This is a genomic window from Microbacterium sp. AR7-10, assembly GCF_001878835.1.
Lineage (GTDB): Bacteria > Actinomycetota > Actinomycetes > Actinomycetales > Microbacteriaceae > Microbacterium > Microbacterium commune.
Genome location: NZ_MJIR01000062.1, coordinates 16,957 through 39,693, shown reverse-complemented (window position 1 = coordinate 39,693; position 22,737 = coordinate 16,957). Strand labels below are relative to the sequence as shown.

15 protein-coding genes and 1 pseudogene are annotated in these 22,737 nt (G+C 70.2%); 11 read left to right on the top strand and 5 right to left on the bottom strand.

Features of this window, described 5'->3' with window-relative positions; genetic code table 11:
- Positions 1 to 82 precede the first annotated feature (82 nt).
- The 3 genes and pseudogenes from BFN01_RS08790 to BFN01_RS08780 form a co-directional block, all read left to right on the top strand.
- A pseudogene (locus tag BFN01_RS08790) lies at positions 83 to 364 on the top strand (ATPase); the annotation flags it as partial.
- A 51-nt stretch (positions 365 to 415) separates the two neighbouring features.
- On the top strand, positions 416 to 1,939 hold the full coding sequence (araA, locus tag BFN01_RS08785) for an L-arabinose isomerase (RefSeq protein ID WP_071643596.1): 1,524 nt from the start codon (positions 416 to 418) through the stop codon (positions 1,937 to 1,939).
- Complete coding sequence (locus BFN01_RS08780; RefSeq protein WP_071643595.1) at positions 1,939 to 2,862, top strand: aldose 1-epimerase family protein; 924 nt, start codon at positions 1,939 to 1,941, stop codon at positions 2,860 to 2,862. The genes araA and BFN01_RS08780 overlap by 1 nt, the downstream gene beginning before the upstream one ends.
- Positions 2,863 to 2,961: 99 nt before the next feature.
- Here the strand turns inward: BFN01_RS08780 and xylB are convergent, their stop codons facing one another.
- The 3 genes from xylB to BFN01_RS08765 all read right to left on the bottom strand — a co-directional run bounded on the left by xylB (position 2,962) and on the right by BFN01_RS08765 (position 6,723).
- The gene (gene xylB, locus BFN01_RS08775; protein ID WP_083428737.1) at positions 2,962 to 4,377 is read right to left on the bottom strand and encodes a xylulokinase; all 1,416 of its coding nucleotides are present in this window, start codon (positions 4,375 to 4,377) and stop codon (positions 2,962 to 2,964) included.
- A gap of 46 nt (positions 4,378 to 4,423) precedes the next feature.
- Complete coding sequence (gene xylA / locus BFN01_RS08770) at positions 4,424 to 5,614, bottom strand: xylose isomerase (protein WP_071643594.1); 1,191 nt, start codon at positions 5,612 to 5,614, stop codon at positions 4,424 to 4,426.
- A gap of 110 nt (positions 5,615 to 5,724) precedes the next feature.
- Complete coding sequence (locus BFN01_RS08765) at positions 5,725 to 6,723, bottom strand: LacI family DNA-binding transcriptional regulator (protein WP_071643593.1); 999 nt, start codon at positions 6,721 to 6,723, stop codon at positions 5,725 to 5,727.
- Positions 6,724 to 6,861: 138 nt separating this feature from the next.
- Between BFN01_RS08765 and BFN01_RS08760 the strand changes: the two genes are divergently transcribed.
- The 7 genes from BFN01_RS08760 (at position 6,862) to BFN01_RS08730 (ending at position 16,583) form a co-directional block, all read left to right on the top strand.
- A complete protein-coding gene (locus BFN01_RS08760) occupies positions 6,862 to 8,148 on the top strand; it encodes an extracellular solute-binding protein (protein WP_071643592.1) in 1,287 nt (428 codons plus the stop codon).
- Positions 8,149 to 8,155: 7 nt separating this feature from the next.
- Positions 8,156 to 9,169, top strand: coding sequence for a carbohydrate ABC transporter permease (locus tag BFN01_RS08755; RefSeq protein ID WP_071643591.1), 1,014 nt, complete (start codon positions 8,156 to 8,158; stop codon positions 9,167 to 9,169).
- Complete coding sequence (locus BFN01_RS08750) at positions 9,166 to 10,065, top strand: carbohydrate ABC transporter permease (protein ID WP_083428736.1); 900 nt, start codon at positions 9,166 to 9,168, stop codon at positions 10,063 to 10,065. Before BFN01_RS08755 ends, BFN01_RS08750 begins: the two co-directional genes overlap by 4 nt.
- A 1-nt stretch (position 10,066) precedes the next feature.
- Entirely contained in the window at positions 10,067 to 12,499 is a 2,433-nt protein-coding gene (locus BFN01_RS08745; RefSeq protein ID WP_071643590.1) for a glycoside hydrolase family 3 N-terminal domain-containing protein, read from the top strand.
- Positions 12,496 to 14,052 carry a glycoside hydrolase family 43 protein gene (locus BFN01_RS08740; protein ID WP_071643589.1) on the top strand — a complete coding sequence of 519 codons (1,557 nt, stop codon included), beginning with the start codon at positions 12,496 to 12,498 and terminating at the stop codon, positions 14,050 to 14,052. Before BFN01_RS08745 ends, BFN01_RS08740 begins: the two co-directional genes overlap by 4 nt.
- 58 nt (positions 14,053 to 14,110) lie before the next feature.
- Entirely contained in the window at positions 14,111 to 15,289 is a 1,179-nt protein-coding gene (locus BFN01_RS08735; RefSeq protein WP_071643588.1) for an ROK family transcriptional regulator, read from the top strand.
- A 115-nt stretch (positions 15,290 to 15,404) separates the two neighbouring features.
- Entirely contained in the window at positions 15,405 to 16,583 is a 1,179-nt protein-coding gene (locus BFN01_RS08730) for a thiolase family protein (protein ID WP_071643587.1), read from the top strand.
- Positions 16,584 to 16,650: 67 nt separating this feature from the next.
- Here the strand turns inward: BFN01_RS08730 and BFN01_RS08725 are convergent, their stop codons facing one another.
- Both BFN01_RS08725 and BFN01_RS08720 read right to left on the bottom strand, forming a co-directional pair.
- Positions 16,651 to 17,640: a hypothetical protein gene (locus tag BFN01_RS08725; protein ID WP_071643586.1), complete on the bottom strand. Its 990-nt coding sequence runs from the start codon at positions 17,638 to 17,640 to the stop codon at positions 16,651 to 16,653.
- 505 nt (positions 17,641 to 18,145) lie between these two features.
- Entirely contained in the window at positions 18,146 to 20,923 is a 2,778-nt protein-coding gene (locus BFN01_RS08720; protein WP_256221091.1) for an immune inhibitor A domain-containing protein, read from the bottom strand.
- A gap of 284 nt (positions 20,924 to 21,207) precedes the next feature.
- Between BFN01_RS08720 and BFN01_RS08715 the strand changes: the two genes are divergently transcribed.
- Positions 21,208 to 22,731, top strand: a complete 1,524-nt coding sequence (locus BFN01_RS08715; RefSeq protein WP_071643584.1) for a CoA-acylating methylmalonate-semialdehyde dehydrogenase — start codon at positions 21,208 to 21,210, stop codon at positions 22,729 to 22,731.
- Positions 22,732 to 22,737 lie beyond the last annotated feature (6 nt).

Here is a 22,737-nt window from a genome sequence, read left to right as displayed (position 1 = left end):
TCTCTGTACGACTAGAGTTGTAACTGTGTGTGGTGGACAGATTTATTCTTTTTTTTTTTTTTAGATGTGTATAAGAGACAGCCGCACCGCCGGGGTCGCGCAGCGCTTCCTCGCCGGAGCGCTGAACGCGCCGGTCGCCGTCGGAGACACCGCCTCCGAAGGCGGCGCCTGGGGCATCGCCGTGCTCGCGGCCTTCCTCACAGCCGACCGATCGCTGGCCGACCACCTCGCCGACCGGGTCTTCGCCGACGCCGGCGTCCGCATCGCTGAGCCGCTGCCCGACGACGTCGCCGGGTACGCCGCGTACCTCGACCGCTACCGGGCCGGCCTCGCTGTCGAAGCCGCCGCGGTCGCCGCCCTCTGAACCCACGATCAGCCTGAACCGCCCGACCGGGCCGACACGCAAGGAACTCCCATGACCCGCACCCCGCTCACCACCACCCTCGACGAGTACGAGGTCTGGTTCCTGACCGGCAGCCAGCACCTCTACGGCCCCGAGACGCTCGCGCAGGTCGCCGAGCAGTCGCAGCAGATCGCCCGCACGCTCGACGAGTCCGCCGAGGTGCCCGTGAAGATCGTCTGGAAGCCGGTGCTCACCGACTCGGCGTCGATCCGCCGCATCGCGCTCGAGGCCAACGCCGATGACCGGGTGATCGGCCTGGTGGCCTGGATGCACACGTTCAGCCCCGCCAAGATGTGGATCGCGGGTCTCGACGCGCTGCAGAAGCCGCTCGCGCACCTGCACACGCAGGCGAACGTCGAGCTGCCGTGGGCCGACATCGACTTCGACTTCATGAACCTCAACCAGGCCGCGCACGGCGACCGCGAGTTCGGGTACATCCAGACCCGTCTGGGCGTGCCGCGCAAGACGATCGTCGGGCACGCCTCCGACCCGCGCCTGCGTCAGGAGCTCGCGACCTGGCAGCGTGCGGCCGCCGGTCTCGCCGCCGCCCGCTCGCTGAAGCTCGCCCGGTTCGGCGACAACATGCGCTTCGTCGCCGTCACCGAGGGCGACAAGACCGAGGCCGAGCTGCGCTTCGGCGTGCAGGTGAACACGTGGGGCGTGAACGACCTGGCGGATGCCGTGGCCGCCGCCTCGCCGAGCGACGTCGACGTCCTGGTCGCGGAGTACGAGGAGCTGTACGAGGTCGCGCCCGAGCTGCGTCGCGGCGGCGAGCGTCACCAGTCGCTGCGCGACGGGGCCGCCATCGAGATCGGGCTGCGCTCGTTCCTCGAGGAGGGCGGCTTCGGCGCCTTCACCACCTCGTTCGAAGACCTCGGCGAGCTGAAGCAGCTGCCCGGCCTCGCCGTGCAGCGCCTGATGGCCGAGGGCTACGGGTTCGGCGCCGAGGGCGACTGGAAGACCGCGATCCTCGTGCGCGTGGCGAACGTGATGGGCGCCGGTCTGCCCGGCGGTGCCAGCCTCATGGAGGACTACACCTACGACATGACGCCCGGAGACGAGCTGATCCTCGGCGCGCACATGCTCGAGGTCTCGCCCTCGCTGACCACCGCGAAGCCGACGCTCGAGATCCACCCGCTCGGGATCGGCGGCAAGGACGACCCGGTGCGCCTGGTCTTCACGGCCGACCCCGGCCCGGCCGTGGTCGTCGCGCTGAGCGACATGCGCGACCGCTTCCGTCTCACCGCGAACGTCGTCGAGAACGTCGAGCCGCGCGCCGCCCTGCCGAACCTCCCGGTGGGACGCGCGGTGTGGAAGCCGGCACCCGACTTCACCACCAGCGCCGCCGCCTGGCTGACCGCCGGTGCCGCGCACCACACGGTCATGTCGACCGCGGTCGGCATCGAGGCGTTCCGCGACTTCGCCGAGATGGCCGAGGTCGAGCTGCTCGTCATCGACGAGTCGACCACGCTGCCCGCATTCCAGAACCAGGTGCGCTGGAACGCGGCGTACCACCGCCTGGCGCAGGGCCTGTGATGCTGCCGGCATCCGGCCGTCAGCTCGCGATCGCCGGCCACGGCTACGAGGCGACGATCGCGAGCGTCGGCGCCACCCTGCGCACGCTCACGCACGAAGGACGCGACCTCGTCGTGCCGTTCGACGCCGACCAGGTGCGACCGAACTATCGTGGCGCGACGCTGGCACCGTGGCCGAACCGGGTCGTCGACGGCCGGTACTCGTTCGCCGGCGCACCGCACCAGCTGTCGCTCACCGAGCCGTCTCGCGGGCACGCCCTGCACGGTCTGGCGGCCTGGCTGGAGTTCGCCGATCAGGTCGTCGAACCCGACCGGGTCGTGCTGACCGCGGTGATCGAGCCGCAGCTCGGCTACCCGTTCCGTGTGCAGGTCGACGTGGAGTACCGCGTCGCCGCAGACGGGCTCACCCAGGTCGTCACCGGGCGCAACCTCGGGGCGGATGCCGCACCCTGGGGCACCGGACCGCACCCGTACCTGGTCGCCGATCGGTCGTCGCGGTCTGCCGTCGATTCGTGGACGCTGGCGCTGCCGGCATCCGAGGTGCTCACCGTGACCGACGACCGACTGAACCCGATCGCCGTCGAGTCGGTCGATCGGCATCCGCAGTGGGACTTCCGCACGCCGCGCACGATCGGCGGCACGTTCATCGATCACGCCTTCACGGGCCTGCGCCGCGCAGACGGGCTGACCGCCGTCGAGCTGCGCTCACCCGACGGCGGCGGCACGGCCATGGTCTGGGACGACGCGTGCCCCTGGGTGCAGATCCACACCGCCGACACCCCCGCCGACGAGACGACGCATCGGATCGGCCTGGCGGTCGAGCCGATGACGTGCGCGCCCGACGCCTTCAACTCCGGCGCCGGCCTCGTGGTGATCGCCCCGGGCGACGAGCACACGGCCTCCTGGACGATCCGCGCCCTCTGACCGTTCGGCCGACGCCGAGAGAAACCGCATCCGGCATGAGACATCACGTATGAACGTGGGTCTCATGCCGGATGTGGTTTCTCGGCGGGGGAGCGGTGGTCAGGGAAGCCGCGCGATGTACTGCTCCCGGATGCCGGGCACCGGCGTCTGGGACACGGCATCCGCCTCGCCCGCGCCCCACGCCGGGCGCTCGCCGGTCAGAGCCCACGCGGCCTGAGCGGCCGCGCCGAGCGCCACGTACTCCTGCGGGGCGGGAACGACGACGGGAAGATCGAAGACCTGTGCGGCGATCGTCTGCACGGCGCGGCTCTGCGCCGCACCGCCGATCAGCAGGATGCGGGTGGGCGAGACGCCCTGCGCGCGGATGGCGTCCAGCCCGTGCGCCAGGCCGCAGAGCACGCCCTCGATCGCCGCGCGGGCCAGGTTCTCCCGCGTGGTGCTCGCCAGAGTCATGCCGAACAGGCTGGCGGTCGCATCGGGCAGGTTCGGCGTGCGCTCACCCTCGAACCAGGGCTGCAGCACGAGGCCGCCGGCGCCGGGGTCGGCGTTCAGGGCGAGCTCGCTGAACGTGGCGTGGTCCACGCCGAGCAGGGCGGCCGTGGCATCCATCACCCGGGCCGCGTTCAGCGTCGCGATCAGCGGCAGCCACCCGCCCGCCGCGTCGGCGAACCCGGCCACGGTTCCGCTCGCGTCGTGGGCCGGGGTGTCGGTCACCGCGAACACGGTGCCCGAGGTGCCGATCGACACGACCGCGTCGCCGCTGCGGGCGCCGAGCCCCAGCGCGGCTGCGGCGTTGTCGCCCGCTCCCGGAGCGACGGTCGCGCCGTCCTTCGCGGTGACGTGCTCCGTCGGGCCGAGCACCCGGGGGAGCACGATGGCGGAGGCATCGCGTCGCAGCGCGAGCGACAGGATCTCGCGATCGTAGCCCGCGGCGCCCCAGTAGCCGGTGCCGCTGGCATCCGATCGGTCGGTCACCAGCTCGTCGAGCCGTGGGTCCTCCGGGCCGAAGCCGCGCAGCCGCCAGGTGAGCCAGTCGTGGGGCAGCGCGACCGCGGCGACGCGGGCGGCGTTGTCGGGCTCGTGGTCGGCGAGCCAGCGCAGCTTGGTGACGGTGAAGGATGCCACCGGCACGACGCCGGTGCGGGTGCTGAACTGCTCGGCGCCCAGCTCGGCCACGAGGTCGGCCGCGGCGCCGGCCGACCTCGTGTCGTTCCACAGCAGGGCGGGGCGGATGACCCGACCGGCGCTGTCGAGCGCGACCATTCCGTGCTGCTGGCCGCCGACAGACCACGCGGCGATGTCGCCGAGCGCGCCGGACGCGAGGTCGGACCCCGTGCCGTGTTCGCCGGCGTCTGCGAGGGCCCGCTGCAGGGCATCCCACCACGCCTCGGGATCGACCTCGGTGCCGTCGGGGTGGGACGCGCGGCCGGTGCGCAGCACGGCGCCCGTCACGGCATCCCGCACCACGACCTTGCAGGACTGGGTCGACGAGTCGACCCCCAACACGAGTGCCATCACGGCATCCTTCCGTCAGATCCCTCGGCGCGGGGGAGGAGTCGGCTCAGCGGGCGCCCATCAGGTGCTCGGTGGCCAGCTGCTGCAGGCGCACGAACCCGAAGCCGTGACCGCCCAGGTACGCCGCCGAGTCGAAGTCCTCGAACGCGCTGCGGTCGGCGAGCAGGTCGTCGTACGACTCGCCCTCACCGAGGGTGGGCTGCGCGAGCTCGGCGACCTTCGCCGCGGCCAGTGCCTCCTGCACCTCGGGGTCGGCGCGGAAGGCCGCGGCGCGCTCCTTGAGCAGCAGGTACATGCGCATGTTGGCGGCGGCCGAGTCCCAGACGCCGGTCTCGTCCTCGGTGCGGCTGGGCTTGTAGTCGAAGTGGCGCGGGCCGTCGTATGCCGCGCCGCCGTTCGGGCCCCCGTGCTCGAGGAGGTCGACCAGCGAGAACGCGTTGTTCAGGTCGCCGTGCCCGAACACGAGGTCCTGGTCGTACTTGATGCCGCGCTGGCCGTTCAGGTCGATGTGGAACAGCTTGCCGTGGTACAGCGCCTGCGCGATGCCGGCGGTGAAGTTCAGGCCCGCCATCTGCTCGTGGCCGACCTCGGGGTTCAGGCCCACCAGCTCGGGGCGCTCGAGCGAGTCAATGAAGGCGATCGCGTGGCCGAGCGTGGGCAGCAGGATGTCGCCGCGGGGCTCGTTGGGCTTCGGCTCGATCGCGAAGCGGATGTCGTAGCCCTTGTCGGTGACGTAGTCGCCGAGCAGGTTGACCGCTTCGCGGTAGCGCTCGAGCGCGGCCTGGATGTCCTTCGCGGAGTCGTACTCGGCGCCCTCGCGGCCGCCCCACATGACGAAGGTCGATGCCCCCAGCTCGGCGGCGAGATCGATGTTGCGCAGCACCTTGCGCAGGGCGAAGCGACGCACCTGACGGTCGTTGGAGGTGAACCCGCCGTCCTTGAACACGGGGGCGCTGAACAGGTTGGTGGTGACCATCGGCACGATGAGGCCGGTCGCGTCCAGCGCGCCCTTCAGCCGGTCGATCTGCTTCTGCCGCTCGGCGTCGGTCGATCCGAAGGCGAACAGGTCGTCGTCGTGGAAGGTGAGGCCGTACGCGCCGAGCTCGTCGAGCTTCTCGACCGCGTGCACGACGTCGAGGGCCGGTCGGGTCGGGCCGCCGAAGGGGTCGGTGCCGTTGTAGCCGATGGTCCAGAGCCCGAACGAGAATCGGTCGGCCTTGGTGGGGGTGAGAGACATGTGATCCGCCTTCAGCGACGTCGGTGAAATGTTGTAGAGGCGAACATATCAACGGGATGCCGAAGATGCAACGCCGGGATGCGCCGGCGCCCGGCGCCGGCGGGTGGCGCTCAGCGTGCGAGCGGGGCGGTGGACGCGCGCACGACGAGCTCGGCGGGCAGCCGCACGTCCTCCTGCGAGCCCTCATCGAGCATGGCGAGCAGCACGCGCACGGCGATCATCCCCATCTCGTGCAGGGGCTGGCGCACCGTGGTGAGTTGCGGGTCGTGCGAGGCGGCCTCGGGCACGTCGTCGAAGCCGACCACCGACAGGTCCTGAGGCACGTGCACCCCGCGCTCCGCGGCGACGCGCATCATCTCGATCGCCGACAGGTCGTTCGCGGCGAAGACCGCGGTGGGGCGATCGGCGAGGTCGAGCAGCCGATGCGCGCCGGCGGTCGAGTCGGCGGCGCGGTATCCGCCGTCGACGACCAGGGCGGGGTCGAAGGGGATGCCCGACTCGGCCAGCGCCCGACGGTAGCCGGCCTCGCGCTGCAGGGCGGACTCGAGATCGGTGCGACCGCGCAGGTGTCCGATGCGCCGGTGGCCGAGGCCGATCAGGTGCGCCACGGCCGCGTGCGCGCCGTCGTGGTTGTGCACGCTCACGGTCGAGGTGCCCTGCGGGCCGGCGTGCGGGTCGACGGCCACGATCGGCACGGTGGCGTGCGCCGGGGTCGTGGTGGGGGTGACGATGATGGCGCCGTCGATGAGCGTTCCCCCGAGGCGGGACAGGGATCGGCGCTCCCACCCCGCGTGCTCGCCGGCGGACACGCTGCCCGCGTACGCCAGGACGTCGTACTGCGTGTTCTGCAGTGCCGCCGAGACGCCCTGCAGCAGCTGCACGGCGAACGGCTCGAACTCGGCGACGAGCACTCCGATCACGTTCGTCTGCCGGCGGCGCATCGACGTCGCCACCAGCGAGCTCGCGTAACCCAGCTCCTCGACCACGCTCATCACATGGGAGAGCGTGGCGGGCGCGACGCCGTGGCGGCCGTTGATCGCTTTCGAGACCGTCGCGACCGACACGCCGGCGGCCTTGGCGACATCGTGGATGGTGGGGCGGGCGGCCATGGTCACAGCCTAGTGAGCGAAAACGTTATCGATAACGATTGACATGATGCAGAGCAGGTGTCAGAGTGGTGCCGACGAGATTGGGTGTCGTCGGCAACAAATACCGCGCCCAGCCACTCAACGATGAGGAGACACAGCATGAAGATCCGGAAGACCTGGCTCGCGGCAGCGGCCGTCGTCGCCGTGGGAGCGCTCGGCCTGAGTGGTTGCTCGGGCTCGACCGGTGGAGAAGGTGGCGGCGAGACGCTGACCATGTGGCACAACTCCACCACCGGCGAGGGCAAGCAGTACTGGGAGGACGCGGCGGCCGCATTCCAGGAGGAGAACGAGGGCGTGACCATCAAGGTCACGTCGATCCAGAACGAGGACATGGACGGCAAGCTGCAGACCGCCGTCAACTCCGGTGACATGCCCGACATCTTCATGGCACGCGGTGGCGGCAAGCTGGCCGACATCGTCAGCGCCGACAAGGTGAAGGACCTCACCGACCTCATCGACGACGATGTCAAGGAGGCCATGGGAGACGCTCCGTTCGGCGCGTTCACCATCGACGGCAAGATCTACGGCATGCCCAGCGCCGTGCTGCCCGGTGGCATGTTCTACAGCAAGGACCTCTTCGAGCAGGCCGGCATCACGTCCGAGCCCACCACCTTCGACGAGCTGAACGACGCCGTCTCGAAGCTCAAGGTCTCGGGTGTCGAGCCGATCGCCCTCGGAGGGAAGGCGGCGTGGCCGGCAGCGCACTGGTATTACTTCTTCGCCGTGCGCGCCTGCGATCAGGACGTGATCGAGAATCTCGTCAGCGAGGCGGACTTCACCAACCCGTGCTGGCTGGACGCCGCGAAGAACCTTCAGGAGTTCGCCGCGACCGAGCCGTTCAACAAGGGCTTCCTGACCACCTCCCCCCAGGAGGGCGCGAACTCGTCGGCCGGTCTGCTTGCCAACCACAAGGCCGCGATGGAGCTCATGGGCGCGTGGGACGTCGGCGTGATCGCCAGCCTGACCCCCGACCAGAAGCCTCTGCCGGACCTCGGCTGGTTCCCGTTCCCCGAGGTCGCCGGCGGCGACGGCGGAGCCGGCGCCATGATGGGCGGCGTCGACGGGTACTCGTGCGCCAAGGACTCTCCGGCGTCGTGCGAGAAGTTCCTGAACTTCGTCTCGTCGAAGGAGTGGCAGGAGAAGTACGCGGTCGCGTTCCAGACCATCCCCGCCTCGCAGGAGGCCACGGGCGCGGTCACCGATCCGTCGCTGAAGCCGCTGATGGAGGCCTACCAGAAGGCCCCGTACGTCGCGCTCTGGCTCGACACCGCTCTCGGGCAGAACGTGGGCAACGCGCTGAACACCAGCGTCGTCGAGATGCTGGCAGGTCAGGGCAGCCCCGAGAAGCTCGTCGACACGGTCGCCAAGGCGCAGGCGCGAGGCTGACCGAACCATGCACGACACCCAGGCACGGCAGCGCACCACGGTGCCTGAGAAGGATGCCCTCACCGGGGCGGGCTCGACGCCCGCCCCGGTGAGGCGGCCGCGGCGGGTCGACTGGCGCAAGCGCGGCGAGATAGCGCTGCTCGCGGGCCCCGCGCTGATCATGTTCCTCGGCTTCGTCATCCTGCCGGTGGCGATGGCCGCGTTCTACGGCTTCTTCAAGTGGAACGGCTTCGGCTGGCCGACCGAGTTCATCGGGCTCGACAACTACGTCATGATCTGGCAGGACGACACGTTCCGTCAGGCCGTCATGCACAATGGCATCATCCTGGTGCTGTCGCTGGTGCTGCAGGGCCCCATCGCGATCCTGTTCGCGCTGCTGATGAACCAGAAGATCCGCGGGCGCTCGATCATCCGCATCCTGATCTTCGTCCCGTACGTCATCTCCGAGGTGATCGTCGGCATCGGCTGGAGTCTGATGCTGCAGGATGCCGGAGCGCTGAACTCCCTGCTCGAGAAGTGGGGCATGAGCGACCTCCAGCAGTCGTGGATCGCCGATCCGGCGATCGCGATGACGTCGCTGATGATCATCATCACCTGGAAGTACATCGGCTTCGCCGTCATCCTCATGCTCGCGGGCATGCAGTCCATCCCCGAGGAGCTCTACGAAGCGGCCGCGATCGACGGCGCCGGCTTCTGGAAGACGCAGTGGGCGATCACCGTCCCGCTGCTGGGGCCCACCATCCGGATCTGGGCGTTCCTGTCGATCATCGGATCGCTGCAGCTCTTCGACCTGGTCAACATCATCTGGGGTCAGTACATCGCCGCCACCGCGGGGACCTCCACGATGGCGACCTACATGTACCAGAACGGCCACCTGGCCGGCAGCTACGGCTTCGGCAACGCCGTCGCCGTGATGCTGTTCATCATCACGCTCATCGTCGCGCTGCTGTACCAGCGCTTCGTCCTGCGCCGCGACACCGAGGGCGCACTGACCGGCGACGGCGGAAGGAAGCGCAAGTGAGTGCCGACAGCCTGAACACACGGGTCGCCATCCAGGCGGTCACGCCGAACGGCTCGCGCCGGCGGGTGCGCGACTCCGGCGTCAAGTGGGGCAGCCCCGCGGTCTACCTGGTCGCGCTCGTGCTGATCGCCATCTGCATCACTCCGGTGCTGTACATCATCATCGGCGGATTCCGCACGAACTCCCAGATCACCCTCGACCCGTCGGGGTTCCCCGCACCGTGGCAGTTCGCCAACTACGGCGACGTGCTGGCGAGCTCCGAGTTCTGGGTCGCCATGGTGAACTCCACCATCTCGGCGGTCGGCACCACCGTGGGCGCCGTGCTGCTCGGGCTCATGGCCAGCTACGTGATCGCGCGGTACGACTTCGGCGGGCGGGGTCTGATGTACTCGCTGTTCGCCGCCGGGCTGATGTTCCCGGTGACGGTCGCCATCACCCCGCTGTACATCCTGATCCGCAACCTCGGTCTGGTGAACAGCCTCGCCGGCATCATCCTCCCGCAGATCGCCTTCGCCCTGCCGATGACCATCATCATCCTCGTCCCGTTCCTGCGGGCCATCCCGAAGGAGCTCGAGGAAGCGGCGTCGATCGACGGCGCCTCACGACTGGGCTTCTTCTGGCGCATGGTGCTGCCGCTGAGCCTTCCCGGTGTGATCACCGTCGGCATCCTGGCGTTCGTGGGGGCGTGGAACGGCTACATGCTGCCGCTGTTCATCCTGAGCGACCAGAGCCTGTTCACCCTGCCGCTGGGTGTGCAGAACTTCGCCTCCCAGTACTCGGTCGACACCGCCCGCGTGCTGGCCTACACCTCGCTGTCGATGCTGCCTGCACTGGTCTTCTTCAGCCTGTTCGAGCGCCGCATCGTCGGCGGACTGACCGGAGCCGTGAAGGGCTGACATGTTCGAGCGCACCTCATCCCCGGCGACGCCCCACGGCGTTGCCGCCTTCCCGACCGCCTCGGCGCGCGTCTCCCGGATCCTCGCGGAGATGACCCTCGACGAGAAGGCCGCTCAGCTCGTCGGCTACTGGCTCGACCAGGGCGGCGACGTGGTCGCGCCCATGCAGAACGAGATGGCCTCGGCGGGCGCATCCCGCACGCTGAGCGAGATCACCCGCCACGGCATCGGCCACTACACCCGCGTGTACGGCACCCGCCCCGTCGACCCCGCGGAGCGCGCGGCGTGGCTGTGGGACGAGCAGCGCCGCCTGCAGCGCGAGACCCGCCTGGGCATCCCCGCCATCGTGCACGAGGAGTGCCTGACCGGGCTCGCCGCCTGGAAGGCGGCGACATTCCCCACCCCGCTCGCCTGGGGCGCCTCCTTCGACCCCGACCTCGTGGCCGAGATGGGCGCGCTGATCGGGCGGTCGATGCGCGAGCTCGGCATCCATCAGGGCCTCGCCCCGGTGCTCGACGTCGTCCGCGATCCGCGGTGGGGGCGGGTCGACGAGTGCATCGGCGAGGATCCGTACCTGGTCGGCACCATCGGCACCGCCTACGTGCAGGGTCTGCAGTCGCAGGGGGTGCACGCCACGCTGAAGCACTTCCTCGGCTACTCCGGATCGCGCGCCGGGCGCAACCACGCCCCGGTCTCGGCCGGACCGCGCGAGGTCGCCGACGTCTTCCTGCCGCCGTTCGAGATGGCGATCCGCGACGGCGGCGCACGCAGCGTGATGAACAGCTACTCCGAGATCGACGGGGTGCCCGTGGCAGCCGACCCGACGCTGCTCACCGACCTGCTGCGCGACGAGCTCGGCTTCGACGGCGTCGTCGTCGCCGACTACTTCGCCGTCGCCTTCCTCGAGGTCATGCACGCCGTCGCGCGCGACCGCGGCGAGGCAGCCGAACTGGCGCTCACGGCCGGCATCGACGTCGAGCTGCCCTCCGGAGACGCCTACCTCGCACCGCTCGTGGAGCGGGTGCGCACGGGGCAGCTGGACGAGGCCTACCTCGACCGGGCGGTCATCCGCGTGCTCGCGCAGAAGGAGGAGCTCGGACTGCTCGACCCGGATGCGTTCCAGGGGACGCCGCCGGCTGTCGTCGATCTCGACACCGCAGAGCACCGAGCGGCGGCGCTGCGTCTCGCGGCCGAGTCGATCGTGCTGCTCGCGAACGACGGCGTGCTGCCGATCGCCGACCGCGCCGCGCGCATCGCACTGATCGGCCCGAACGCCGACCGCTCCGCCGCGCTGCAGGGCTGCTACTCCTTCGCCAACCACGTGCTGGCCCATCACCCCGACCACGAGGTCGGATTCGAGATCCCCACCGTGCGCGAGGCGCTCGCCGTGGCGATGCCGGATGCCGAGATCGTGCACCTGAGCGGATGCGAGGTCGAGGGCGCCGACCGGTCGGGGTTCGACGAGACGGCTCGGGCGGCGGCGGACGCCGACCTGGCGGTCGTGGTCGTCGGCGACCAGGCGGGTCTGTTCGGCCGCGGCACGGTGGGCGAGGGCAACGACGTGCAGTCGCTCGATCTGCCCGGCGTGCAGCGCGAACTCGTCGAGCGGGTCGCCGAGACCGGCACGCCGGTCATCATGATCCTGCTCACCGGCCGTCCGTACGCGATCGACTGGGCGCTGGAGGGAGCGGTGCGCCCGGCCGCCGTGCTGCAGTCGTTCTTCCCCGGTGAAGCCGGCGGCACGGCGCTCGCCCAGGTGCTGACCGGAGAGGTCAACCCGTCGGGCCGGATGCCGGTGAGCCTGCCGCGCTTCTCCGGCGCGCAGCCGTACAGCTACCTGCATCCCATCCTCGGCGGGCCGTCGGAGGTCACCGCGACCGACCCGACACCGCTGCGGCCGTTCGGGTTCGGGCTGTCGTACACGAGCTTCGCCTACACCGACCTCGAGGTGCCCGCCGAGGCGAGCACGGGAGGTCGCTTCACCGCCTCGGTCACCGTGACCAACACGGGTGAGGTGCCCGGCGACGAGGTCGTGCAGCTGTACGGTCGCGACGTCGTCGCCACGGTGACGAGGCCGGTCGCGCAGCTGCTCGGCTACGCGCGGGTGGCACTCGAACCCGGGGAGACCCGGCGGGTGAGCTTCGACGTCCCGGCCGGCCGCTTCGCGTTCACCGACCGCGCACTGACGCGCATCGTCGAGCCCGGTGAGGTGCTGGTGTGGGCGGCGGCGCACGCAGCGGCATCCGCACCCACCGCCGATCTCGCCGGCACGACCGGCGGCGCGATCTCGAACGAGCGCACGCGGGAGCAGGTGGTGCTGCCGGGCGCTGCCACCGCTCCACGCAGCATGGTGCTCACCGGTGACGTGCACCGGGTGTCGGGTGCGGACGGGCGCGTCGTGACGGTCGAGGTGTCTCCGAGCGTGCGGGCGTGACCGCCTCCAACCCGGTGCTGCCCGGCTGTCATCCCGACCCGTCGGTGTGCCGGGTCGGGGAGTGGTACTACCTGGTCACCTCGACCTTCGAGTACCTCCCCGGGCTGCCCGTGATGCGCTCCCGAGACCTGCTGCGGTGGCAGACGATCGGTCACGTCATCGACCGGCCGGGGATGCTCGAGTTCGACGGCATCCGCTCCTCTGGTGGCCTGTACGCGCCCACCATCCGTCACGGCCTGGGCCGGTTCTGGGTGGTGTGCACGCTCGTCGACCGCGACGACCCGAGCCGAGGAGGCAACTTCGTCGTCACCGCCGAGCAGCCGCAGGGACCCTGGAGCGACCCGGTGATGCTCGACGTCGACGGCATCGACCCGTCGCTGGCCTTCGACGAGGACGGTCGGGTGTGGATGCACGGCACGCGCCTTGCCGCCGACCCCGCTTGGCACGACCAGACCGAGGTGTGGGTGCGGGAGTACTCGTCCGCGCAGCGCGCGCTGGTCGGCGACGACCACGTGATCTGGCGTGGAGCCGTGCACGGAGCCGTCTGGGCGGAAGGCCCGCACCTGTACCGGATCGACGGCGAGTGGCACCTCGTCGCCGCGGAGGGCGGCACCGAGTTCCACCACGCCGTGAGCGTGGCCCGCGCGGATGCGGTGACGGGTCCGTACCGGGGAAACCGGGCGAATCCGGTCTTCACGCACCGACACCTCGGCCGCAGCGCGGACGTGATCGGCGCCGGGCACGCCGATCTCGTGCAGACGCCGGACGGCTCGTGGCAGGCGCTGATGCTCGCGATGCGAGCCGCCGACGGACACCACTACCCGCTCGGGCGCGAGACCTTCCTCTGCCCGGTCGGCTGGGAGGACGGCTGGCCCGTCTTCGCTCCCGGTGAGGGGCGGCTGTCCCGCGAGATCGCAGCGCCTTGGGCGACCGAAGAAGCCCCCGCGCGAAGCTGGCAGCCCGACGACCGGGTCGCCGGCCTCGTGGCGCCGCACGACCCGCGGTGGACGGCGCTGCGCGCACGGCCCGCCGAGATCGCCCGTGTGGACGGCGCGGTGTGGCGGATGCCGGTGCGCGCGGCGACGCTGCGCGATGCGACGGTGGTGGCGTTCCTCGGCGTCCGGCAGCAGCACGCCGACGTCGATGTGCGCTGCGTGCTGGAGGTCACCTGGCTGGCCGACGGCGAGAGCGGCGCACTCGTCGTGCGCCAGTCCGAGCACGACCACGCCGCGGCTGTCGTCACGCGCACGGCCGCGGGCATGACGCTGACCGTCGTGCACGTGCGCGGCGGCGAGGAGCACCTGCTCGCCTCACGCCCGCTTCCCGACCTGCCGCAGGTCGAGCTGCGGCTGCGGGGGCGCGGGTACGATCTCGCGTTCGTGCACGACGACCTCGCGCTCGGCGCCGTCGACGCGCGGCAGCTGGACGCGTCATCCACCGGTGGCTTCCTCGGACTGTGGATCGGCGTGCACGCGACCAGCGCCGGGCGTGCACCCCGCGGCGAGCTGGCGGTCGCGGCATTCGAATACGCGCCGGCGGATGCGGCAGGGTGAGGGCGCGTCGCTCACCTCGGTAGCCTGGTGACTCACGGCGGCAGAAGGCGGACCAAGCATGAGTGAACGCGCCACGACGGTCGAAGGCGTGCGGCGCACCAACCTCGGCGAGGTGCTGCGGCTGGTGCACCACAGCGGACCTCGCTCCCGGGCGGTGATCACCGCCGAGACCGGGCTGAACCGCTCGACGGTGTCCGACCTCGTGTCGCGTCTCGCCGAGGCGGGGCTCGTCGACGAGCACGACCCCGATCCCACGCGTCGGGTCGGGCGTCCCTCGCCGATCGTCGCACCGTGCCGCGACGTGGTCGCCATCGGGATCAACCCCGAGATCGACGCGATCGAGATCGGCGCGGTGTCGCTGGGTGGGGCGGTGCGCCGACGCGAGCGCATCGAGGTCGCGCGTCCCGACATCGACGAGGTGATCGAGGTGGTCGCCGGCGTGATCGACGGGTGGCGCGACGATCTGGCCGGATGCCGTGTCGTCGGTGCGGGCGTCGCCGTGCCTGGTCTGGTGCGCGCGGTCGACGGGATCGTGCGCCTCGCCCCGCACCTCGGCTGGCAGGATGCCGAGATCGCCGGCCCGCTCGCCGCCGCACTGGGTCTTCCCGTCGCCGTCGGCAACGACGCGTCGTACGGCGCCCGCGCCGAACGGGTGTTCGGCGCGGCCCGCGAGCACGCCGACGTCGTGTACCTCAACGGCGGCGCCAGCGGCATCGGCGGCGGCCTGATCCTGCACGGTCAGCTGATCGGCGGCGCGGGCGGCTACGCCGGAGAGTGGGGCCAGACCGCCGCCTCCATCGCGGATGCCAGGGACCGCCGCGTCGACGACGGCGTGCTCGAGGACGAGGTCAACCGTGCGCGACTGCTGGCGTCCGCGGGCCTGGGCGGGGCCGACGACGATGAGCTCGCCCGCGCCCTGGGCGACGGCGCCGGCGTGCAGGCGAGCGAGGAGGCTGCCCGGCAGCGCCGCATCCTCGCGGCCACTCTGCGCAACGCGGTCAACGTGCTGAACCCGTCGATGATCGTGCTCGGTGGCTTCCTCGCGGTGCTCCGCGACCTCGACCGTGCGTCCTTCGACGAGGCCGTGCGTTCGCGGGCGCTCGCCGCGTCCGCGGAAGGCCTGCTGCTGGCATCCGCAGCCCTCGGCGCCGACCGCCTGCTCATCGGCGCCGCGGATGCCGCCTTCGATCGGCTGCTCGCCGACCCGCTCGCACCCGCCCCCGTGCTCACCGCCTGATCCTCGGCGGCACCCCTTCCGGTTTCGAATCGCTCATGTTGCCGCCCCTCGGCCCGATCTTCCGACATTCGCGCTATTCGAACGCCCCCGCGCCGGAGCGGGGCAGGATGGAGCCATGAGCAGCGAAGCCGTGATCGTCGACGTCGTCCGCACCCCGGTGGGCCGGGGCAAGCCTGGGGGGATGCTGTCGGGCGTGCATCCCGTCGATCTCGCCGCCGGTGTGCTGCAGAGCCTGCTCGAGCGCAACGGGATCGAGTCGGGTCAGGTCGACGACGTGCTGCTGGGCTGCGTCAGCCAGGTGGGCGACCAGGCCATGAACATCGCCAGGCAGGCCGTGCTCGCGGCGGGCTTCGACGAGACGGTGCCGGCGACGACGATCGACCGGCAGTGCGGCTCGAGTCAGCAGGCCGTGCACTTCGCCGCCGCGGGGATCGCGGCGGGCGAGAGCGACATCGTCATCGTCGGCGGTGTCGAGTCGATGAGCCGCGTGCCGCTGGGTGCGTCGGCCGTCGGAGGCTCCCCGATGTCGCCGCGGTTGCGGGCGCGCTATCCGGACGGGCTGGTGAATCAGGGGGTGAGCGCTGAGCTCATCGCGCAGCGCTGGGGTCTCGACCGCGACCGGCTCGACGCGTACGCGGCCCAGTCGCACGCTCGCGCGGCGCAGGCCTGGCGCGACGGATTCTTCGACCGCACCGTCGTCGCGGTGCCCGAGGCTCCGGATGCCAGGGTCGACGAGACCGTGCGCGAGGGGACGACGGCCGACAGGCTGGCGGGGCTGCCGGCATCCTTCCGCACGGATGCGCTCGCCGCGCGGTTCCCCGACCTGGACTGGGCGATCACGCCGGGCAACTCCTCGCCGCTCACCGACGGGGCATCCGCCGCTCTAATGATGAGCGCGGACCGCGCCGAGCAGCTGGGGCTCACCCCGCGCGCCCGGCTGCGCGCGTTCGACGTGATCGGTGACGATCCGATGCTGATGCTCACCGGGCCGATCCCCGCCACGCGTCGTGTGCTCGAGCGCGCCGGGATGAGCATCGACGACCTCGACGCGTACGAGGTCAACGAGGCCTTCGCCTCCGTGCCGCTGGCGTGGGCCGCCGAGCTCGGCGCCGATCCGGCGAAGCTGAACCCCCGCGGTGGGGCGATAGCGCTCGGGCACGCGCTCGGCTCGTCGGGAACCCGGCTGCTGGGCACTCTGCTCGATCACCTCGAGGCGACCGGCGGTCGGCTCGGCCTGCAGACCATGTGCGAGGGCGGCGGCATGGCCAATGCCCTCATCCTCGAGCGGCTCTGACGCCCCCTGTCCCCGATTTCGAATCGCTCATCTTGCCGCGTCGGCGCCCGATCGCCGGCCATTTGAGCTATTCGAACGCCAACCCCAGGGCCGCAGCCACCCGGCGGACGAGTTCTTCGGGGCGGCGCAGCAGAGGCGCGGTGACCTCGATCACGGTCCAGCCGGCCGCGCGCAGCGCCGCGAGCCGCTCGACATCGGCCGCCCAGGTCGCGCCGTGCACCATCCCCAGGTACTCGATCGCGACACGCTGCCCGAGGTAGGCCAGGTCGACGCATCCGATGAATCGTCCGCGGGCATCATGCACGTCGATGTTCAGCCCGGGCTCGGGCAGGCCCGCGCCCACCAGCACCAAGCGCACCTGTGACTCACGCGGCGACCACGCATCCTCGCGGATGAGATCCAGCGCCTCGCGCAGCCGGGCTGCCCCGCGCCGGCGTCCCGCTTCGAGAAGCTCGCGCATCTCTTCGATCGTCGCCAGCGGAGCGCGGCCGACGTCACGACGACCGTGACCGGCGCGCCAGCGACGGCAGAAGTAGTCGCCCAGCGCGACGAGATCGCGCGTCGACAGCGTTCCCAGCGACACCCATGTCGCGGCCGGTGACGTGACCCGCAGCCCGTCGTGCGTGCGGATCGCGGTGAGACTCTGCAGGGTGCGGTGCCCGACGATGCCGGTGGCGCGGGGGAAGGGCGTGAACCCGGACGCGCTCACGTGCAGCGGCAGGTCGGCGCCCTCGAGCAGCTCGCCTTCGATGCTGAACTCGAGCGGCAGCGGTGCATCCCAGATCGACGCGGCCGTCTGATGGCTGAAGAAGTGTCCGGCGTGCAGACGCGCGGAGTACACCCGAGCCTGGGCGACGCGGGCCATGCGCTGCCGCTGGTACGGATCCGGTTGATCGGTGAGATTCTCCAGAGGATCGGCGGCGTCTCTCCGCAGGCGCACGCCGTGGAACGGTGCGGCGAGGTCCGTGCGGCGCAGCCGCCCACGGCTGACGCCGTGCAGGCGGGCGGTCGTCACCGAGAACAGGTCGCCGAACCGGTCGATGTCGTCAGTGTTCACGCCCTCACCGTACGCGCGCCTCAGGATGCGCGCGGGCGGTTATCCACAGCATCCGGACTCACTTCGAATCGCTCAACTTGTCGCGCCCGGAGCTGACCGGCGACAAGTTGAGCGATTCGAAACCGGGCGGGCCGGCTCACCGGCGACGCACCTCACCGCTTTCGAATCGCTTGAATGGTGGGGATCCAGGGCGCGGGGCGACAAGTTGAGCGATTCGAAAGCGGGGAGAGAGGCACCGACGACGAAGAGACCCCCGCCGACCCGATTCGGCGGGGGTCTCGCGGTCTAGGACCGCAGTGGGAGCGGTGCTCACCACGGCGCGGCTGAGACGGGCACCCGATCCGGTCACGCTCTGTGGCCGCGCACCGACAGTTCTACGCGGTGCAGGTGACGTCGAGGTGAACGAGAGGGCAACCGCGGGCATCCGGATTCCCGTCTCACGCGAAAGCGCCGGTCGCCCGAGACGGGCGGCCGGCGCTTCCGGTGTGCGGTCAGCCCGCGGTGGTCACTTCGCCTGGGGCGGGGTGACCGAGATGAGCGCTGCGGTGTTGCGCTGCATCGCCTTCTTCACGGTGATCACGGTGCCGTAGCCGACGCCCGCATCGGCGGGGTTGCCGCTGCCGAGCACGGTGCCTCCCAGGTCGAGACCGTAGAGGTCGGTGGCCGGGGAGCCGTCCGCGTTCACGACGCGAGTGGTGTACGGCGCATCGCCGACCGACGGCACGACGACGGAGGCGTCGCGCAGGCGGTAGTACAGGTCGTCACCACGGACCTCGATGCCTGGCACCCAGCCCTTGTCATCGGTGAAGGTGCTCACCGGCGACTGCGGGGCGATCGTGGTGCACGCCTCCTTGTAGTTCTCGTCGACGGAGCAGTCCTTGAACGCGTACGTCGGCTGGAGGCCGAACGCGGCGTTCGACGACTGCGCGCGGCTGGAGATGTTCTTCAGCGGCGACGGATCCATCGCGGCCTGCGCGCCGGTGCGGCGCAGCGGGTCGAAGTGGCTGTCGACGAGCAGCAGCCCGCCCTTCGCGCCCCAGCTCGGCAGGGCCGTGTGGTTGGAGGCGACGTGGTTGGTGTCGCCGTAGGTGGTGTCGCGGTACCAGACCAGCGCGCCCGGTGCGTTGTACGGCACCTTCTCGACCTTCCAGGCCTCGTCGCTGTACACCGTGGTGTACCCGTACTTCAGGCCCTCGTCGAAGCCGTCGAGGTTGCGCCACTCGACCAGGTAGTACTGCGCCTTGATCTGCGTGCCGCTGTCGTGGTGCCATCCCGCGCCGGTGGTGTCGGTCCAGGTGCCGACGGTGGCGGTCCATCCGTTGTCGCCGTTCTCGACGTCGTCCGTCCAGACCGCGGTGTCACCGCTGGTCAGGGCGAAGTCGTCGGCGAACCAGCCGCGCTCCTCGAAGGCCGCGTCGGTCGCCTGACGCAGGCGCACCTGGATGCTCTTGCCGGCGAACGACGACAGGTCGATGTAGTCGTGACGCCATCCGTCGCTGGATCCGGTCAGACCGTACTTCTTCCCGCCGAAGTCCTTCAAGCGGCCGTTCGGGTCGGAGTAGCCGTCGTCGGTCGAGACCAGCGTGCCTGCCTCGTCGTAGACCTTCTGCTCGCCCCATGTCTTGCCGCCGTCGGTCGACACCTCGACGAAGCCGAAGTCCCAGTCCTCCTCGATCACGTAGTCGTTCCACATCCAGAACTTCGCGTTCGCGGGAACGCTGTCGATCGAGCGGCTCAGCGTGACGTCGGCCCAGCTCTGGTCGGCGCCGGAGTACCACATGTCGTCGCCGCTGTGCGGGGTGGTGAGCACGATCTTCTTGTCGGGCAGGTTCACCTTGATGCCGTCCTCGGTGCCCTTCTTCGGGCGCGAGGTCTGGCCGACCTTGATCGTGCGAGACCTCTCGCCCGGGTTCACGACCTCGGGGTCGGCCCAGCCGAGCACCCACTTGTCCCAGAGGCCCATGTGGGTCGGCATCGACTGGAAGATGGGGCCGGAATGCGATCCCGAGCTCATCAGATCCCAGAAGTCGATGTCGGAGTTCCCGGCGTTCGACGTGTCGTAGAGGTCGGGAAGACCCAGGTCGTGGCCGTACTCGTGCGCGAACACGCCGACACCCGAGTCCTCGGGCTGCACGATGTAGTTCGAGATCTTCAGGTCGGTGCCGGGGATCGTCGCGCCGCCGGCGACAGCGGAGGAGTGCGCCCAGATGGCGTAGGTGCCCTCTTCGCCCCCACCGCCGGACTTGTCGGCACCGGCGTGGACGAGCACGACGTGGTCGATCACCCCGTCGGGCTCATGCACGTTGCCGTCGCCGTCGCGGTCGCCCTGGTCTTCGATGTCATAGTCCGCCCAGGGGAAGTCCGGGTTCTGTGCGGCCACGGCCGCGACCGCGTCGATCGGCAGCTGACCCGGTCCGAGCGGGTTGTCGGGGTGGCCCTGCATGTCCTGCATCGGACCGGCCTCCCACTCGCCCGCATCGTTCTTGTGGCAGACGGTCGCACCGTAGTAGCCCTCCGAGTGCGGCACGCTGACCCACTCGGTGGCAGAGCCGCTGAGCGAGTACGCCCCACGCGACATCTCCTCGTACATGTTCTTCATGGTGTAGCCCGAGATGTCGAAGCCGGGCTTGCCGTCGGGACCGGTGAGGTCGGTGCGCACCCGCTCGGTGATGCCCTCGTCGGTGAAGAGCATCTTGTTGAAGTGCTCGCTCGAGAAGTCGGGCACCCACATCGAGTTGTTGTCGAGGTGCTCGGTGGCAGCCGGGTCGGGGATGTTGTTGTGCAGGGTGGGGCCCTGCACACTGCCCGGCTTGCAGTCCGTAGCGCCGAACTCGGTCGGCACGTACAGGTCGCTGAAGTCGTCGGTGCCGTCGAACTCGACGAGGATGGTGAGGAGCTTCGCCTGCTGCGTCGTTTTCGACTTCTTCAGCTGCTTCGGGCTCTTCCCGGTCTTCAGCGCCTTCGCCTCGGTCTTGGCCAGCTGCTTCGCGGCCTTGGGGTTTCCCTGGGCGAACTTGTGGTCGTGCTCGGCGGCCTTCTCGAGAGCCTTGCCGCTAACGGAGCGCTTCATCTGTCCGGTGGTGTTCGCGATCGGGGCATCCGCCGGGACCTCGACCATGTTGTCGGCTCGCGGCGCGACGTAATTCATGTAGTACTCGTCAGAGCCGATCTGGGGCGCCGCCTGTGGCGCCTCGGTGTCGGGCGACGCAGCCGCGGTCGCGGTCGCCCCGCCGAAGGCCGTGAGGCCGGCGGCTGCGATCACGAAGGCGGACGTCGCGGCCACGGCGCGTCGTCGCGCTGGGGCAGTCCGATGTGACATTGCTTCTCCCTTCGGACACCGTCGTCGAAGGGGTCCCGCGACGGTGCGAAATGAACCACCCCGATCGGGGCGGACCTATACGGGTTTACCTGTAGAAAGGCTGAGAGAGAAGAGGAAACGCGAGAAAACCTCGACTGGTGCGCGGAAGAAGGTGTCCGCCACTCGGGTACTAGGGAGTCCTAGCAATTGCTCTGTGTCCCGCGTATCGTGGTCACTGTGCCAAAGACGGTGCAGAGGAGCGTCACACAATGACTCGTATGATCCCCCATTTCGTAGGCGGAAAGCACGTCGAACCGACCGGCGGTCGCATGGCCGACGTCTTCGAACCGAGCACGGGAGCCGTGCAGGCACGTGTTCCCCTCGCCACGACCGACGAGGTCCGCGCCGCGATCGACGTCGCCGAGGCGGCGCAGCCCGAGTGGGCCGCGACCAACCCGCAGAAGCGCGCCCGCGTGCTCATGCGCTTCGTCGACCTCGTGAACCGCGACATGGACGAGATCGCCCGTCTGCTCTCCAGCGAGCACGGCAAGACGTTCGAAGACGCCAAGGGTGACGTGCAGCGTGGGCTGGAGGTCATCGAGTTCTGCATCGGGGCTCCGCACCTGCTCAAGGGCGAGTACTCGACGGGGGTCGGCACCGGCATCGACGTCTACTCGATGCGGCAGCCGCTGGGCGTGGTCGCAGGCATCACGCCGTTCAACTTCCCCGCCATGATCCCGCTGTGGAAGGCGGGTCCTGCCATCGCCTCCGGCAACACCTACATCCTCAAGCCGAGCGAGCGCGACCCCTCCGTTCCGGTGAAGCTCGCCGAGCTGTTCCTGGAGGCGGGTCTGCCCGCGGGCGTCTTCAACGTCGTGCACGGCGACAAGGAGGCGGTGGACGCGCTGATCACCGACCCGCGCATCCAGGCGGTCGGCTTCGTCGGGTCCACCCCGATCGCCGAGTACATCTACACGACCGCCATCGCGAACGGCAAGCGCGCGCAGTGCTTCGGCGGAGCGAAGAATCACCTCATCGTCATGCCCGACGCCGACCTCGATCAGGTCGCCGACGCCCTGATGGGCGCCGGCTTCGGGTCGGCGGGGGAGCGCTGCATGGCGATCTCGGTCGCCGTGCCGGTGGGGGAGGAGACGGCGGATGCCCTGGCAGCCAAGCTCACCGAGCGCGTCGCCGAACTGAAGGTCGGACCCTCGCTCGAGGAGGGGATGGACTACGGTCCGCTCGTCACGAGGGATGCCGTGAACCGCGTCACCGGGTACATCCAGCAGGGCCTCGACGAGGGCGCCACGCTGCTCGCCGACGGTCGTGGCTTCTCGGTCGAGGGTCACGAGGAGGGCTTCTACCTCGGCCCGACGCTGTTCGATCACGTCACCACCGACATGGCGATCTACCGCGAGGAGATCTTCGGCCCGGTGCTCGTCATCGCGCGCGCCGCCGATTACGAAGAGGCGCTGGCGATGGCATCCGACCACGAATACGGCAACGGCGTGTCGATCTTCACCCGCGACGGCGACGCCGCGCGCGACTTCACCGCCCGGGTGAACGTCGGCATGGTCGGCGTGAACGTGCCCATCCCGGTGCCCATCGCGTACTTCACCTTCGGGGGCTGGAAGCGCAGCGGATTCGGCGACCTCAACCAGCACGGCACCGACGCCTTCCGCTTCTACACGAAGACCAAGACGGTGACGAGCCGGTGGCCCTCCCACGGCGCCCTTCGACAGGCTCAGGGACCCAGCGACGGCGCCAGCTTCGTCATCCCCACGATGTCCTAGGAGCCG

Excerpts from the sequence above, each read along its gene's own strand:
- BFN01_RS08755 (WP_071643591.1), top strand. The coding sequence starts at position 8,156 with ATGCACGACACCCAGGCACGGCAGCGCACCACGGTGCCTGAGAAGGAT.
- BFN01_RS08730 (WP_071643587.1), top strand. The coding sequence starts at position 15,405 with ATGAGCAGCGAAGCCGTGATCGTCGACGTCGTCCGCACCCCGGTGGGC.
- BFN01_RS08780 (WP_071643595.1), top strand. The coding sequence starts at position 1,939 with ATGCTGCCGGCATCCGGCCGTCAGCTCGCGATCGCCGGCCACGGCTAC.
- BFN01_RS08715 (WP_071643584.1), top strand. The coding sequence starts at position 21,208 with ATGACTCGTATGATCCCCCATTTCGTAGGCGGAAAGCACGTCGAACCG.
- BFN01_RS08745 (WP_071643590.1), top strand. The coding sequence starts at position 10,067 with ATGTTCGAGCGCACCTCATCCCCGGCGACGCCCCACGGCGTTGCCGCC.
- BFN01_RS08735 (WP_071643588.1), top strand. The coding sequence starts at position 14,111 with ATGAGTGAACGCGCCACGACGGTCGAAGGCGTGCGGCGCACCAACCTC.
- BFN01_RS08765 (WP_071643593.1), bottom strand. The coding sequence starts at position 6,723 with ATGGCCGCCCGCCCCACCATCCACGATGTCGCCAAGGCCGCCGGCGTG.
- xylB (WP_083428737.1), bottom strand. The coding sequence starts at position 4,377 with ATGGCACTCGTGTTGGGGGTCGACTCGTCGACCCAGTCCTGCAAGGTC.
- araA (WP_071643596.1), top strand. The coding sequence starts at position 416 with ATGACCCGCACCCCGCTCACCACCACCCTCGACGAGTACGAGGTCTGG.
- xylA (WP_071643594.1), bottom strand. The coding sequence starts at position 5,614 with ATGTCTCTCACCCCCACCAAGGCCGACCGATTCTCGTTCGGGCTCTGG.
- BFN01_RS08760 (WP_071643592.1), top strand. The coding sequence starts at position 6,862 with ATGAAGATCCGGAAGACCTGGCTCGCGGCAGCGGCCGTCGTCGCCGTG.